Below are 15563 nucleotides of genomic sequence, written 5' to 3'. Positions count from 1 at the left end.
CTAAATCGGATAAATATCCTAATAATGCTTTCCCATATAAGAAAAATCTCCCTTATTATCTGAATATAATTAAACCTTTTTCTTCTTATGAATTGGATGTTTAAGGGAGGAATTTTCGGTGTTTTACTATCTTCCTTAATTCCTCCCGGCTGGGTATTAATCCAGAATAATATGCGGGTAGAAGCGGGATAAATCTTGCGTTATCAATTCACGGTCTTCACGCAAACCAATACCACAAGGCTGATCGTTTATCAGCCAGCTACCAATTAGCGTATAACTGTCACCGAATTTTGGTAGTGTATGGAATTGCTGTACGATCATCCCTTCTTTACCGTAAGGGCCATCAACACTGGCAATTTCTTTACCATTTTCAATGATACGGATATTAGCTCCTTCCCGTGAAAACAGCGGTTTAATAACATAGCTGTCCATTGCAGGATAGTTATCATCAGCAAAATAAGCGGGCAGTAGGTTTGGATGATTAGGGAACATCTTCCACAACATTGGCAATAATGCTTTGTTGGAGATAATGCTCTTCCAGGCCGGTTCCAGCCAGCGGACGCCAGCATCTTCCAGTTTGGTGGCGAAAATCTCACGGAACATCAATTCCCAAGGATAGAGTTTGAATAGATTGCTGATCACTTGGTCTTTCAGATCAGTAAACTGGCCTTTCTCGCCCAGACCGATATCTTCAATAAACAGGAATTCAGTCGGTACACCCGCTTCCAGTGCACAATCCTGTAGATACTGAATGGTACCGCGATCTTCTTCCGTATCTTGACAACAGGTCATATGCAGTAAGCCAAAACCATGTTCATCACGTAATTGAGCAAAGCGCTCAATTAATTGTTCTTGCATACTGTTGAATTGATCGGCGTTCGCTGGTAGCAGCTCGGCATTCATCTGATCTTCCAACCAGATCCATTGGAAAAAGGCGGACTCATACAACGAAGTGGGTGTATCCGCATTATTTTCCAGCAGCTTTGCTGGGCTTTTGCCGTCGTAAGCTAAATCTAATCGGGAATAGAGTGACGGTTGGCTGGTAATCCAGGAGCTGCGGACAAAATCCCAGCAATGTTTTGGGATCTGAAACTTAGCCAGTAATTCTTCACTATCGACGACTTTTTCTACCACCTGCAAACACATCTGATGCAGTTCGGCAGTGGCATTCTCGATTTCTTCAATTTGGGAGAGAGAAAATTGGTAATAAGCATCTTCACACCAATATGGTTCGTCATACATGGTGTGAAAATTAAAGCCATATTCTGCCGCCTTTTCGCGCCAATCCGGGCGCTCGGTAATAGCAATGCGTTTCATCCGTGATTAGCCTCCCATTGAACGGGAAGTAGAACTAGAAGAGGAACTACGTTGCATTGTTGACTGTTTGGCAACAGAATCACCGAAGCCGCCACGAGTGATGGTTGTCGTTGTGGCTGGTTTTGGTGCCATCGCGGTTTTAGGAACTGTCATGGTGCGACCTCCTGCGGTTGCAGGGCCATAGCTTTTTCCTGTCGCATCAACAAATTTACCGTTTGCCGGGCTGGCTGCGGATTTGGAGCTAAACAGTGGTTGTGATGGTGCTGCTGCACCGCCGCCCATCAGACGTCCCATCATGTAACCTGCCATCAAAGGCATCCAGAAGCTGCCACTCTGTTGCGGCTGAGCCTGTGCTTCACCATTGGTGGTTGTGCCGGGACCCGCTTGTGCTGGAGCTTGAGTACATTGTGCTTCACCAAATTCAGCAATACAGTCTTCTTTGGTCGCATATTTAGGTGCTGTTTTTTCTGCCTCCTTCAAAGCATTATTGTAAGTCAGGGTACATTGCTCACTTTGTGATGGGTTTGCTTGGGAACAATCATCTGCATTCATGTAAAGAGAGACGGTTTCATCACTCTGTTCACAGGCAGATAACATGAAAACTGCACTGACAGCTATTGCCACAGGAGCCAGGCGATAACTGCGCCAGGCTTTACGGAATGCGCCGTGGTTAATGTTTTTGGTTCGCTTTATTGTCATAGTCGTATATCCAGATTTTAGGTGTCTGTGATTCTTTAATGAAATAGTCTTAAGGATAGGGGAAAGATGAACAAAATTAAAGCATAAACCTTCGATTGATAGCCTTATTTTTTGCCTGATAAAGGGGGGGCCTGGATATTGATTATTGGGTATTTCGTTTAATTTGGCTATTAATATAGTGAAATAGATAGGCTAATTTTGAAATTCAGTGCTGTCATTGATATTTTGTGGTATTAATCTTATCGGTATAATTTCTGGTAAATTAAGGGTAATTGGACGAGTAAGATTATTATGTAAATGAATCTACTAATTGTAGTATCCTCTGTGATAACTCCAGCAGGTAATTACTAGAATATAATTTTAAATTAATAATAAAATATTATTGTAATGTTTGTGTTGTATTTTCTATTTTAATTAAGGAATGAAGTAGTATGGATAAAAATCAATATTCAGAAAAATGGCAGACGCGTTTTGCATTCTTTGAACAGCATGGTGCTCCTAAGTCTCCTGAGCATAAAGCTGCCATGAAAGCAGAATCACCTATGCGTCGTATTCTGTTAAATATGAATTTTATCGCCTTCTTTTTTGGTTTCATTTACTTTTTTGTTTTAGGTTTATGGCGGAAAAATCTGGCTTTACTTGGAATTGCTGTTGTCGTGATGATGATATTGGGGAGCATTGAAAGTGTTATGTATTGAACTCTCTTTTGCTGTTAGCACAGGGGTTAATTGTGCTTTCGCGGCAATATGGAGCATGACTGCTAACTATGCCTATTATCTGAAAGAAATAGTGAATAGCCAGAGCTGGAATCCATTCGAAGGTTTTTTCTGATTTATATAGGATTTGTATTGAGATAAATATCGGATTTTCTTTCAGAGAAAATTGTCGTTGTTGAGAAAAAACAGCCCGCTTGATGGCGGGCCGTTTATTATTAAAGATGAATGACTGAATCAGTTACGGCCAGATGTTACTGGTGCTACCGTTTCTTGAACAATATTGTTGGCTGAGGTTGAGATCTGTTTACCCAACGTATTATTCAGGGCTGCTAAGTCATTCTCATTTAGCGTACCAAGGGCATGCTGAATATTCAGTTGATTAATCAGATAATCATAGCGAGCATTGGATAGCTTTTGCTTGGCATCATATAATTTTGTCGTTGCATCCAACACATCAACAATAGTACGAGTACCGACCTGATAACCTGCTTCCATTGCATCCAGTGAGCTTTGTGCAGAAACAACGACTTGCTTGAAGGCGTTGATACTACTGATAGAGGCAGATATGTTGTTAAAAGAGGAACGGACAACCTGTACAACATTACGATAGATGTTTTCTAGTTGTTCGCTGGCGCTGACAAAACCGTATTGTGCCTGCTCAACGCGGGAACTGGTTGCTCCACCGCTGTAAATTGGTAGGCTGAGTGTCAGACCAACGCTGTTTTCGCCGCTATAGTCATTTTTTGCTCTGTTTGCGCCATGAAATTGGCTGTTTGAAACGCCGGTAGAGGCGCCTAGCTCAATGGTTGGCATATGACCGGATTGCTCCACTTTGATTTTCTCACGAGCCAGATCTTGGCCTAAACGAGCTGATAGCAGGCTGAGGTTACGTTTTTCTGCCTCCTTTAGCAGAATATCCACCGCTTCTGGTTTTTGTGTTTTGAAACGATCAATATTCAGCGAGGCTAACTGAGGGTAATAAGTACCAGTTACTTGACGCAGTGCCTCCAATGCATTGTCCAACTCATTACGACCGACAACTTCATCAGCCAATACTCTATCGTAGTTAGCACGGGCGTTTTGGACATCAGTAATGGCGACCAGACCGACATTAAAACGTTGAGTGGTTTGATCCAACTGACGGTAAATTGCCGCTTTCTGAGCTTCAATATAAGAGAGGGAATCAATAGTACGTAGTACCTTGAAGTAAGCTGTTGCACTATCCAGAATCAGTTTTTGTTCACTGCTTTGGTAGGTAACATCAGCAATACCCGCCGTTTTTTCTTGTAAGTTCAACTGGCGCCATTTAGACATATCAAAAATGGTTTGAGTCAACTTAAGTGTCGCACTCAATGTATTGCTTTCTGTGTCACGTTTATCGCGGTAACCGCTGTTATAGGTATATCCCGTATTTAATCCCAGTTGAGGTAATAATGGACTACGGGATTCATTAATTTTTTCAAAAGCTGCATTACGTTCAGCCATTGATTTACGTAGCTCAGGGTTACTTTCTTTTGCTTGCTTATAAACCTGCAAAAGATCTTCAGCCTGACTGACTGAGCTAAATCCCGCTAGGCTCATAGCGATTAAAAGGGAGAGCAGTTTCTTCATTTGCATTCCTTGTTGTGCAGCTATTTTGCTTGTTGCCTTGATGAAAAACGAAATATCACTGATTCTAGCAGAGTATGCTATCAGTCGAAGGTAGCCATTTGTGCCATATTGCCTTAATTTAGCTTAACTTTACACCACCAAAAGGTGAATTTTTTAACTCTGCTTGATTAATATCATTTAGTGGCTAGCAAATAAGGAAGTATATCAGGAGAATTTCATGAATAAAAAACCATCTATGCCAGTTATGCTGAATAAACAGGATGTGGAAATTATAGCGAAAAAAAGCTTGTACAAAGGGTTCTTTAAATTAACCAATTACCGCTTCCGTCATCGTCTGTTTGCTGGCGGCTGGAGTGAAGAGGTCAGCCGCGAAGTTTTTGAACGTGGGCATGCTGGTGCTCTGTTACCTTATGATCCACTCCGTGATGAGGTTGTACTGATAGAACAGATACGAATTCCGGCAATAGAGACTAAAGCAACACCATGGCTGTTGGAAATTGTTGCCGGTATGATTGAAAACGGTGAAGATGTCGAGCATGTGGTGCGTCGTGAAGCGATAGAAGAGGCAGGAATTGAAGTCAAACGCTGTAAACCTGTATTGAGTTATCTCTCCAGCCCAGGTGGAACAACTGAACGTATTTCTGTGATGGTCGGTGAAGTGGATGCGACGACGGCTACCGGTATTCATGGATTATCGGGGGAACATGAAGATATCCGGGTGCATGTGGTCAGCCGTGAACAGGCTTATCAGTGGATGGAAGCGGGAATTATTGATAATGCCGCTTCAGTTATTGCAATACAATGGCTGGCATTGCACCATGAAAAGTTAAAAAGAGAGTGGAATTCAGATAATTCCTAATTTTTAACCTAAAAAAGGGAAGTGTGTTCCAGTCAGCAGATCTCTTGTGTTAAAACGAGTTATGATGTTCGCCAATGACTTATAGGACAAGGAAACCATTTGGAAAGCCTGTTTGAATTGCCTGTGGTAGAGGGAACCACAGCCAAAATATTGCAAATAACAGATACGCATCTTTTTGCTGGCAAAGAAGATACTTTGTTGGGTATTAATACTTATCGTAGCTATCACTCGGTACTGGATGCCATTCTCGCACAAGATACTGATATTGATTTGATCGTTGCTACGGGTGATTTGGCTCAGGATCAGACGCTGAAAGCCTATCAGCATTTTGCTGATGGTATTGCCCGTTTGCCGGCACCTTGTGTCTGGTTACCAGGTAATCATGATTATCAACCCGCTATGGTGGATGCATTGGCGGCTGCGGGCATCTCTCCATCAAAACAGATTTTGGCCGGTAAATACTGGCAGCTTCTCATGCTTGACAGTCAAGTGCAGGGAGTTCCTCACGGAGAGTTGTCGGAATATCAGCTTGAGTGGATGAAAAAGTGTCTGGATGAGTATCCTGAACGTTATACTGTGATCCTGCTTCATCATCATCCATTGCCATCAGGTTGTACTTGGTTGGATCAGCATAGTTTGCGTAACTCACATATTCTGGCGCAATATTTGCGAGGGTATTCGCGGGTTAAGGCAATGCTGTGTGGGCATATACATCAGGAGCTTGATATTGATTGGAATAGTATTCGCATGATGGCAACACCATCAACATGCGTGCAGTTCAAGCCACACTGTACTAATTTTATGCTTGATACTGTTGCTCCGGGATGGCGTTATCTTGAGCTATCTGTTAACGATAAAGGCGAATTTGGTTTGACAACTCAGGTCTACAGACTGGAGAGCAATGAATTTTGTCCTGATTTAGAGTCGGACGGGTATTAGGTTGTGTTTGTCTCCTCATGCTGCTGTGTTACTCTCTGCTTATTTGGTCTGCCAAGCTTCACGGTTTGCGTCTTGTTGCACAGGAGCATAGTGACCTGCGGCGTTCACGCACAATCGAGGGGCACTGCCTGATGTCAATATTACTTTATCTGCATGGTTTTAATAGTTCTCCACAATCGGTAAAAGCAAACGCCTTGAAAGAGTGGCTGCATCGTCATCATCCCGAAATCGAAATGCTGGTGCCTCAGTTGCCTCCTTATCCTGAAGACGCGGCTGAATTGCTGGAAAATCTGGTGATGGAACATGCCGGGGATGATTTGGGTATTGTGGGTTCTTCCCTCGGTGGTTACCTGGCAATATGGCTTTCACAATGTTTCAGCTTACCAGCTGTTGTTGTCAATCCAGCCGTTCGCCCGTTTGAGCTATTGTGGAATTATCTTGGGGAAAATATTAACCCCTATACTAAACAACGGTATACTTTGGAACCGTGCCATATACATGACCTCAAAGTTATGCATATTGAACCGCTGGAATCACCGGATCTTATCTGGTTATTGCAGCAAACTGGGGATGAGGTGTTGGATTACCGTCAGGCCGTTGCCTATCTCGTATTATGCAAGCAAACTATTGAATCTGGTGGTAATCACGCCTTTATCGGGTTTGAACACTATTTCCCGCAAATTATCAATTTTCTTGGGTTTTCCAGTGATGGCGAGAAAAAACTTGCCAAAAATGTTTAAACGACTGGTATTATCAACAGTATACAAAACTGATTAGCCCTTTAATCACGAAGCAACCAACAGAATTACAACATGACTCAATCTAGTTACAACGCAGATGCCATTGAAGTCCTCAGTGGCCTGGAGCCGGTTCGCCGTCGTCCGGGAATGTACACTGATACAACCCGTCCGAACCATTTGGCTCAGGAAGTGATCGATAACAGCGTGGATGAAGCTTTGGCTGGGCACGCTAAACATATTGAGGTGATCCTTCACAGCGATCAGTCACTGGAGGTCATTGATGATGGCCGTGGTATGCCGGTTGATATTCATCCGGAAGAAGGGGTTTCAGCAGTTGAACTGATCCTGAGCCGCTTACATGCCGGTGGTAAATTTTCCAATAAAAACTATCAGTTTTCCGGTGGTCTTCACGGTGTGGGGATCTCTGTTGTTAACGCTTTGTCCAAACGGATTGAAGTCAACGTCCGCCGTAGTAGTCAGGTTTATCAGATAGCGTTTGAGAATGGCGATAAAGTGCAGGAATTGGCGGTGATCGGCAGTTGTGGTAAACGTAACACGGGTACCAGTGTTCACTTTTGGCCTGATGAAAGTTTCTTTGACAGCCCACGTTTCTCTGCTTCCCGTCTGACCCATTTGTTGAAAGCAAAAGCGGTTTTGTGTCCGGGAGTAGAAATTGTTTTTAAGGACAAAATCAACGATACCGAACAAAAATGGTGTTATGCCGATGGTCTGACTGACTACCTGATGGCTGCTGTTAATGGCCTGATAACATTACCGGTAGCCCCTTTTGTCGGTACTTTCAGTGGTGAAACTGAAGCGGTTGACTGGGCGCTGCTCTGGTTGCCGGAAGGGGGAGAACTGCTGACTGAAAGTTATGTCAACCTGATCCCGACTATGCAGGGTGGTACCCATGTAAATGGGTTGCGCCAGGGGTTACTGGATGCCATGCGTGAATTTTGTGAATTCCGCAATATCCTGCCGCGCGGAGTGAAACTTTCCGCTGATGATATTTGGGACCGTTGTGCTTATGTTCTGTCTGTAAAAATGCAGGACCCGCAATTCGCTGGTCAGACTAAAGAACGTCTATCTTCTCGCCAATCTGCGGCCTTTGTTTCTGGTGTTGTCAAAGATGCTTTCAGTTTGTGGTTAAACCAGAATGTTCAGGAAGCAGAACAATTGGCTGAATTGGCAATCGCCAGTGCACAGCGCAGAATGCGCGCAGCGAAAAAGGTTGTGCGTAAAAAACTAACCAGCGGCCCTGCATTGCCAGGAAAATTGGCTGATTGTACATCACAGGATCTGAATTTCACTGAACTGTTTCTGGTGGAAGGGGATTCTGCGGGTGGTTCTGCAAAACAGGCTCGCGATCGTGAATATCAAGCTATCATGCCACTGAAAGGGAAAATCCTAAATACCTGGGAAGTCTCTTCTGATGAAGTATTGGCATCACAGGAAGTCCATGATATCTCAGTCGCTATTGGCATCGACCCGGATAGTAGCGATCTCAGCCAGTTACGTTATGGTAAAATCTGTATTCTGGCGGATGCAGACTCAGATGGTTTGCATATTGCAACACTGCTGTGTGCGCTGTTTGTTCGTCACTTTCCAACATTGGTTAAAAATGGCCATGTTTATATGGCGATGCCACCTTTATATCGTATCGATCTGGGCAAAGAAGTGTATTACGCACTGGATGAAGAAGAAAAGAGTGCGGTGCTGGATCGCCTGAGCCGCAAACGGGGTAAACCTAACGTGCAGCGTTTTAAAGGATTGGGGGAGATGAACCCACTACAATTGCGTGAAACGACATTAGACCCAAATACCCGTCGTCTGGTGCAGTTGACTATTGATGATGAAAACTACCAGGAAACCGTCTCTATGATGGACATGCTTCTGGCGAAGAAGCGTTCAGAAGATCGCCGTAATTGGCTGCAAGAGAAGGGTGATACTGTGGAAATTGAAGTGTAATTCCGACAGGGATAGTCAAAAAAGATTCTGAGGAAATGATGAATGAGTGAGATAACTCATGATGGTGTGGAGCGTTTGCCGCTTCGCTCATTTACTGAAACCGCCTACCTAAATTACTCCATGTACGTCATCATGGACAGGGCGCTGCCTTTTATCGGTGACGGTTTGAAACCGGTTCAGCGACGTATTGTTTATGCCATGTCAGAGCTGGGGCTGAACAATACCGCCAAATTTAAGAAGTCCGCTCGTACTGTGGGGGATGTGCTGGGTAAATACCATCCGCATGGTGACGGTGCCTGTTATGAAGCTATGGTGCTGATGGCGCAGCCATTCTCTTACCGTTATCCACTGGTGGATGGACAAGGGAACTGGGGGGCGCCGGATGATCCTAAATCTTTTGCAGCGATGCGTTATACCGAGTCTCGTTTGTCCAAATATGCAGAATTGCTGCTGACTGAGTTAGGCCACGGCACCGTTGACTGGGTACCAAACTTTGATGGTACGTTGCAGGAACCGAAAATGCTGCCGGCGCGTCTGCCAAACATTCTGCTCAATGGTACGACTGGTATCGCGGTGGGTATGGCAACAGATATTCCGCCTCATAACGCCCGTGAAGTGGCTGATGCACTAGTAACGCTGTTGGATAAACCACAAAGTACCCTTGATGAGTTGATGGAACATGTCAAAGGTCCTGATTATCCTACTGAAGCAGAGATCATCACTTCCCACGAAGATATTCGCAAGATTTATAAAAATGGCCGTGGTTCGGTACGGATGCGTGCTGTTTGGTCAAAAGAGGATGGCAATGTGGTCATCACTGCGCTACCGCATCAGGTTTCTGGGGCTAAAATATTGGAACAGATCGCCAGCCAGATGCGCGCTAAAAAGTTGCCAATGGTTGATGATTTACGTGATGAATCTGATCATGAAAACCCAACTCGTCTGGTCATTGTCCCTCGTACAAACCGGGTTGATTTGGAACAGGTAATGAACCATCTGTTTGCTACAACAGATCTAGAAAAGAGTTATCGCGTCAACCTGAATATGATCGGATTGAATAACCGTCCGACAGTGAAAGGTTTAGTCGAGATCCTGTCCGAATGGTTGGTATTCCGCCGGGAAACCGTTCGTAAGCGCTTGAATCATCGTTTGGCAAAAGTTCTTAAGCGTTTACATGTGCTGGAAGGCTTATTGATCGCATTCCTCAATATTGATGAAGTCATTAATATTATCCGTAATGAGGATGAGCCAAAACCGGTGTTAATGGCGCGTTTTGGTTTAAGTGAGACTCAGACAGAAGCTATTCTTGAACTGAAATTGCGTCACTTAGCTAAACTGGAAGAGATGAAAATCCGCGGCGAGCAGAACGAACTGGCAAAAGAGCGTGATAAATTACAGGCAATTTTGGGTTCTGAACGTAAGTTAAACACATTGCTGAAGAAAGAGATCATTGCTGATGCGGCAACTTACGGTGATGAGCGTCGTTCTCCAATGAGAGAACGTGATGAAGCCAAGGCGATGAGTGAGCATGACATCACGCCTTCTGAGCCAGTGACAATTGTACTGTCAGAAATGGGCTGGGTGCGCAGTGCGAAAGGCCATGATATCGATCCAGCTGGGCTGAATTACAAAGCAGGAGACAGCTTCCGTGGCGCAGCTCGTGGTAAAAGCAATCAGCCGGTTGTCTTTATTGATACGACAGGCCGTAGTTATTCTCTTGATCCACGGGATCTACCTTCTGCCAGAGGTCAGGGAGAGCCACTCACGGGGAAACTGACTCTGCCGGCAGGAGCAACGGTAGAACATGTATTAATGGCACCTGATGAGCAGAAGTTTCTGATGGCATCTGATGCCGGTTACGGTTTTATCTGTACTTTTAGTGATTTGGTTGCTAAAAACCGGGCAGGTAAGGCACTGATTACATTGCCAGAAAATGCCAACGTTATGGCGCCGCTGGAAATAAATAACCAGCAGGATGATATGCTGCTGGCAATTACCAGCGCAGGCCGCATGTTAATGTTCCCGGTTGCAGATCTACCCCAGCTTTCGAAAGGGAAAGGGAATAAAATAATTTCTGTTCAGGCGGCTTCAGGAGATGAGTTGTTGAGCTGGTTGTTTATATTACCACCACAATCGTCTATTACACTTTACTTTGGTAAACGTAAACTGATATTGCGCTCTGAAGATCTTCAGAAATTTCGTGCAGAACGTGGTCGTAAGGGAACATCCCTACCTCGTGGGTTGCAACGTATTGAGCGAGTTCAGGTTGATACACCACCTTCTGCTTAACGTTTTATCCCAATAGGCGTTATTGTTACAGGCAGTTTGATTATTGCCCTTTATGACTAAAGAATGGCAAATAAAATAGCTTGATTGGGATGGGCTCTAAATTTGGATTAAATAAAACCTTAACGGGCTGGGTGAGGCTCGTTAAACAAGAGGCGGCTATGTTAGCGATTATTCGTGGCATTATTGTTATTTTGTTTTCGATTTTGGTGTGTGTATCGGGTGGTATTTACTGTTTATTCAGGCCGCGTCATCCGCACCATGTCATGGTATTTGGTCATATGTTTGGTCGATTGTCGAAAGTATTTGGCATCAAAATAATTGAGCGTATTCCTGCCGAAGCCAGGAATTATGGGCCGAGTATCTATATTGGCAACCACCAAAACAACTATGACATGATAACCATGTCTAATGCGGTCCAACCGAGCACCGTGACGGTGGGTAAAAAAAGCCTGGTGCTGATCCCCTTTTTTGGTCAGCTATATTGGCTGACAGGTAATATTCTGATTGATCGTGCTAATCGTGCTAAAGCGCACAGTACTATTACCCAAGTGGTGGAACAGATTCAAAAACGCCGTATTTCTGTCTGGATGTTCCCGGAAGGAACACGCAGCCGTGGCCGGGGTTTACTGCCATTTAAAACTGGTGCTTTCCATGCTGCTATCTCTGCGGGAGTTCCTGTTGTCCCTGTCTGTGTCTCTTCCATTGCTAATGGCAATATTAAGCTGAATCGCTGGAATAATGGTACTGTCATTGTTGAAATGCTGCCACCAATTGATACCTCTGGATATACCAAAGAGCAAGTGCGTGAATTAGCAGAGTATTGCCATCAGGTGATGAAGGCTAAAATAGAAGAGCTGGATAAGGAATTAGAGATAATGAAGGAACAGAATAAGTACCCATAATAGGTTATTTGGTTTGCCATCTTTTCCTTCGAAAGGGTACTCCCGCCGACATAAGGCGGGAGGGGAATATTTCGTCATAAAAACAAGGTGAACATGCAGAAGAAAGGCGGCATGTCTGGGAGGTTGATATTATATTTCTGCATTGAAAATCACCATGTGGTCTGTAATAGTGCGGGAATACGACGCACTGAATTAATATGCTTATCCATCCGGAAAGCCTACAAATTCCGACTGGAGCCTATGGAAGTCAAACGCAGCATTAAAGAGCAATAAGTAAGTGGAAGCCTTGTCATCTCTGTATCGGCTGTTGTCTGTTGAAATCTATCATTTCCAATAATCGCAATCTTTTAATTTCAACTTCTTGTTCTCGGGTTTATTACCGCCAGAAATTTGATTTATCACACATAATGACCATATAAATTATGGTACTAATTGGTTAATGTCTTATTGGTATTTTTCATGAAAAAGGATGGACCTATTTACAAGCCTGAATAATTACTATTAGATTTTCGAATAACGTCACATTGTAATCTTGGTTGTGATCTCTGTTTTAGGAATCCAGGGATTCTAGATAACACAACTATCGAAATTTTATCTGTGATAGATAAAATGTATCAGATAGGATTCAGGAAAATGGGATTTACCGGAGGAGAACCAACCAGCAGAAAAGATTATATCGAGTTAATAAAATATGCGAAAAGGAAAGGTTTTCTCACTTATCTTTCTACTGTTGGCCATCGTTTTTCCATGGATCATGCACAACTAAATGATATTCTTGATTGGGTTGGTATCCCTATTGATGGTGTAGATAAAGAAGTTAATATCGATATTCGCAGTGAGAAAATGAGTAATCAGCATCATGTTGTTAAGAATATATTAAAGTGGCTTTCTAGTGTTAATAATAAAATAAATATCAAACTTACCACGGTTGTTTCCAACTCAAATATCGGTAAACTCCATGATATCATTTCTTGGGTTAATAGATTACCTTATAACGTACAGTCTTGGCGATTTTACCAGTTTTGTCCGTTAGGTGTAGGAAAAGAGAAACGTGAAAAATTGGAAATAGATGAATATTTATTTCTCTCTGAAATGAGAATCCTGAAAAGAGACTTCCCTGATGTTCCTTATTTTTAATTGCCGTGCTAAAAATACCAAAATAATCATTAATGATTATTTTGAAATTTATGCTTGGGTGATGAAGGAGGATTTATATAAATATGATTTAAATGAAGCAACAAAAATAACGTTAAAGCAAAAAAATCTGATTTAAATTAGTATTACATCTATTCTAAAAAGAAAGCCAGCATTGCTGGCTTGAAATATTAATAATATTTTATATTTAGTAAATAAATTACTCTTGTGGGGCGGACGGCGATTTCATTAATTGGGAACTCTACTTTAATTATGGGTTGGGCGAGACGAAACTCCTGCTTGAAACCGGTGAGAAATTCCCCTCTGTTTTTGAATTGAACAGAAGGATAACCTAATGGAAGAAGAGATCCTAGATGGCGGGGCATACGCAGATAATCTCCAGCAGAAACTGAAAGATTTACATGGCGCTTGGAAATGGTGTTTCGATGAATCCTTGTCAGCAAGCTCCTCGGTATTCAAACATAAAAACGACAACAGAGATTCAATCCGGTTCGTCAACTTTGAAAAGTATTGCCAGTTAGCTCATCGACGGGTAAAAATCCCGGCAGGTATAACGATTTGCTTACTGGGACAGATTTGTGTAATGCATTCAGATAGTTTTAGAATTCGTTTCGTGTTCGCGATATGATGAGCGTTTGATAAATAATGCTTTTGTTAAGCGCAATCAAAAGGACAATAAACTTTAATAACTTCAATAATGAGTTATTAGCTTCCATGGTGAGTGATGGCAAAATGAGCTACATAACACTTGGAATTCAATTATGTTTGTCGCGGAGAAAATATGTCATTTAGTCGGCGCCAATTTATTCAGGCATCAGGCTTGGCAATGTGTATCGGAGCTGCTCCTTTTATGGTTCGGGCCAGCAAAAATCAGCAAACTGCTTTGCCGGTTCCTCCTTTATTGGAGTCCCGTGGTGGACAACCACTATTTCTGACTTTACAAAAAGCGCACTGGTCTTTTGATGGACAATATAAAACCAGTGTGTGGGGGATTAATGGCCAATATCTTGGTCCGACTGTACGGGTGCATAAAAATGATGATGTGAAACTGATATACAGTAATCGGTTGGCAGAACCGGTTTCGATGACGGTCAGTGGATTGCAATTACCGGGTACTCTGACTGGTGGCGTTGCTCGTCAGATTTCCCCGGGAGCCGACTGGTCGCCTGTGTTGCCTATCCGTCAGCAGGCGGCAACTTGTTGGTATCATGCCAATATGCCTAACCGGATGGCGCCACATGTTTATAACGGCCTGGCTGGGATGTGGCTGGTGGAAGATGAAACCAGCCGTAATTTGCCACTGCCAAAACATTATGGTGTTAATGATTTTCCGGTTATTCTCCAGGATAAACGGCTGGATAACTTTGGTGCTCCTGAATATCGGCCAGCTGCTGGTGGATTTATTGGTAATACTTTGTTGGTTAATGGTGTACAGAATCCTTTTATTGAAGTATCTCGTGGTTGGATTCGTTTGCGTTTACTGAATGCATCCAATGCTCGCCGATATCAGTTACAAATTAGTGATGGTCGTCCTTTCTATATGATAGGTACTGATTTGGGATTGTTACCTTCACCCGTATCTATTCAACAAATGTCCATTGCACCGGGCGAGCGGCGGGAAGTATTGATTGATATGTCCAAAGGGGATGAGGTTTCTGTTACAGCCGGCGAATCAGCAGGTGTACTTGACCGGCTGCTTGGGTTGTTTGAACCATCCACTATGTTGATTTCTAGTACTGTTCTGACCATTAAAGCGACAGGTTTGTTATCTTTGGTGACCGATGAGCTACCATCCCGTTTGGTCAATGATTCTATGCAGGTTTCCAACGCAATCCGTAACCGGGAAATTTATCTTGATGATAATACACCGGGAATTAACGGTGTGTTGTGGGATATGAACCGGGTAGATATTACTAGCCAACAAGGGACATGGGAGCGCTGGATCGTGAATGCATTCTCCCCACAACCGTTTCATATTGAGGGTGTACAGTTTAAGGTTATTAGCAACAATGGGGCGACACCACAACCGCAGGATTATGGCTGGAAAGATACTGTCTGGGTTGATGGTCGGGTGGAGTTGCTGGTTTATATGAACCAGCCATCTTATGAGCACTTCCCGTTTTTGTATTACAGTCAGATCCTGGAAATGGCCGATCGCGGTTCTGTTGGGCAGTTAGTGACCATGCCCGTCAATTAGCATCATGCCCGGTAAATTCCCGCGGCAACTGACGCTTTCCATTCATACTGGGCGTCAGTTTGTCACAGCTTAGCACCTGTCTGTACTGGCCAAAAAATTTTCTCTTCATGACGACTGGAAGCAAGTGGGAGAATGCATGGCATTCATAGTTTCCGATATGCTTGATGAACA

The 15563-nt window shown here is 43.3% G+C and carries 14 protein-coding genes and 1 pseudogene; 11 read left to right on the top strand and 4 right to left on the bottom strand.

Annotation, left to right across the window (positions count from 1 at the left end):
- Window positions 1-156: 156 nt before the first annotated feature.
- Window positions 157-1317, bottom strand: a complete 1161-nt coding sequence (locus C5469_RS11285; RefSeq protein ID WP_166306271.1) for a glutathionylspermidine synthase family protein — start codon at window positions 1315-1317, stop codon at window positions 157-159.
- Window positions 1318-1323: 6 nt separating this feature from the next.
- The gene (locus C5469_RS11280) at window positions 1324-2016 is read right to left on the bottom strand and encodes a DUF1190 family protein (RefSeq protein WP_166306268.1); all 693 of its coding nucleotides are present in this window, start codon (window positions 2014-2016) and stop codon (window positions 1324-1326) included.
- Window positions 2017-2447: 431 nt separating this feature from the next.
- Between C5469_RS11280 and C5469_RS11275 the strand changes: the two genes are divergently transcribed.
- Window positions 2448-2714, top strand: a complete 267-nt coding sequence (locus C5469_RS11275; protein ID WP_242689441.1) for a DUF2628 domain-containing protein — start codon at window positions 2448-2450, stop codon at window positions 2712-2714.
- A complete protein-coding gene (locus C5469_RS23595) occupies window positions 2701-2847 on the top strand; it encodes a hypothetical protein (RefSeq protein WP_242689440.1) in 147 nt (48 codons plus the stop codon). Before C5469_RS11275 ends, C5469_RS23595 begins: the two co-directional genes overlap by 14 nt.
- Before the next feature lie 119 nt (window positions 2848-2966).
- Here C5469_RS23595 and tolC read toward each other — a convergent pair whose 3' ends face one another.
- A complete protein-coding gene (gene tolC / locus C5469_RS11270) occupies window positions 2967-4343 on the bottom strand; it encodes an outer membrane channel protein TolC (protein ID WP_166306265.1) in 1377 nt (458 codons plus the stop codon).
- A gap of 217 nt (window positions 4344-4560) precedes the next feature.
- Here tolC and nudF point away from each other — a divergent pair, with 217 nt between their 5' ends.
- The 6 genes from nudF to C5469_RS11240 all read left to right on the top strand — a co-directional run bounded on the left by nudF (window position 4561) and on the right by C5469_RS11240 (window position 12040).
- Window positions 4561-5202: an ADP-ribose diphosphatase gene (nudF, locus tag C5469_RS11265; RefSeq protein WP_166306262.1), complete on the top strand. Its 642-nt coding sequence runs from the start codon at window positions 4561-4563 to the stop codon at window positions 5200-5202.
- A gap of 99 nt (window positions 5203-5301) precedes the next feature.
- Window positions 5302-6141 carry a 3',5'-cyclic-AMP phosphodiesterase gene (gene cpdA / locus C5469_RS11260; RefSeq protein ID WP_166306259.1) on the top strand — a complete coding sequence of 280 codons (840 nt, stop codon included), beginning with the start codon at window positions 5302-5304 and terminating at the stop codon, window positions 6139-6141.
- Window positions 6142-6272: 131 nt separating this feature from the next.
- Window positions 6273-6881, top strand: a complete 609-nt coding sequence (gene yqiA / locus C5469_RS11255; RefSeq protein ID WP_166306256.1) for an esterase YqiA — start codon at window positions 6273-6275, stop codon at window positions 6879-6881.
- A gap of 72 nt (window positions 6882-6953) precedes the next feature.
- A complete protein-coding gene (parE, locus tag C5469_RS11250; protein WP_166306253.1) occupies window positions 6954-8849 on the top strand; it encodes a DNA topoisomerase IV subunit B in 1896 nt (631 codons plus the stop codon).
- Between the two features lie 42 nt (window positions 8850-8891).
- Entirely contained in the window at window positions 8892-11138 is a 2247-nt protein-coding gene (gene parC, locus C5469_RS11245; protein ID WP_166306250.1) for a DNA topoisomerase IV subunit A, read from the top strand.
- A 158-nt stretch (window positions 11139-11296) separates the two neighbouring features.
- A complete protein-coding gene (locus tag C5469_RS11240) occupies window positions 11297-12040 on the top strand; it encodes a 1-acylglycerol-3-phosphate O-acyltransferase (protein ID WP_166306247.1) in 744 nt (247 codons plus the stop codon).
- A 36-nt stretch (window positions 12041-12076) separates the two neighbouring features.
- On the opposite strand, the pseudogene C5469_RS11235 reads toward C5469_RS11240, so the two are convergent.
- Window positions 12077-12183: pseudogene (locus C5469_RS11235) on the bottom strand (IS200/IS605 family transposase); the annotation flags it as partial.
- Between the two features lie 370 nt (window positions 12184-12553).
- Between C5469_RS11235 and C5469_RS11230 the strand changes: the two are divergent.
- The 3 genes from C5469_RS11230 (at window position 12554) to ftsP (ending at window position 15392) form a co-directional block, all read left to right on the top strand.
- The gene (locus tag C5469_RS11230; protein ID WP_166306538.1) at window positions 12554-13177 is read left to right on the top strand and encodes a radical SAM protein; all 624 of its coding nucleotides are present in this window, start codon (window positions 12554-12556) and stop codon (window positions 13175-13177) included.
- A 352-nt stretch (window positions 13178-13529) separates the two neighbouring features.
- Window positions 13530-13823 carry a hypothetical protein gene (locus tag C5469_RS11225; RefSeq protein WP_166306244.1) on the top strand — a complete coding sequence of 98 codons (294 nt, stop codon included), beginning with the start codon at window positions 13530-13532 and terminating at the stop codon, window positions 13821-13823.
- Between the two features lie 153 nt (window positions 13824-13976).
- On the top strand, window positions 13977-15392 hold the full coding sequence (gene ftsP, locus C5469_RS11220; protein ID WP_166306241.1) for a cell division protein FtsP: 1416 nt from the start codon (window positions 13977-13979) through the stop codon (window positions 15390-15392).
- Window positions 15393-15563: the final 171 nt, after the last annotated feature.

Origin of the sequence: Photorhabdus cinerea, assembly GCF_011189575.1 — a bacterium.
Taxonomy (GTDB): domain Bacteria; phylum Pseudomonadota; class Gammaproteobacteria; order Enterobacterales; family Enterobacteriaceae; genus Photorhabdus; species Photorhabdus cinerea.
This window is presented reverse-complemented; position numbering and strand designations above follow the sequence as displayed.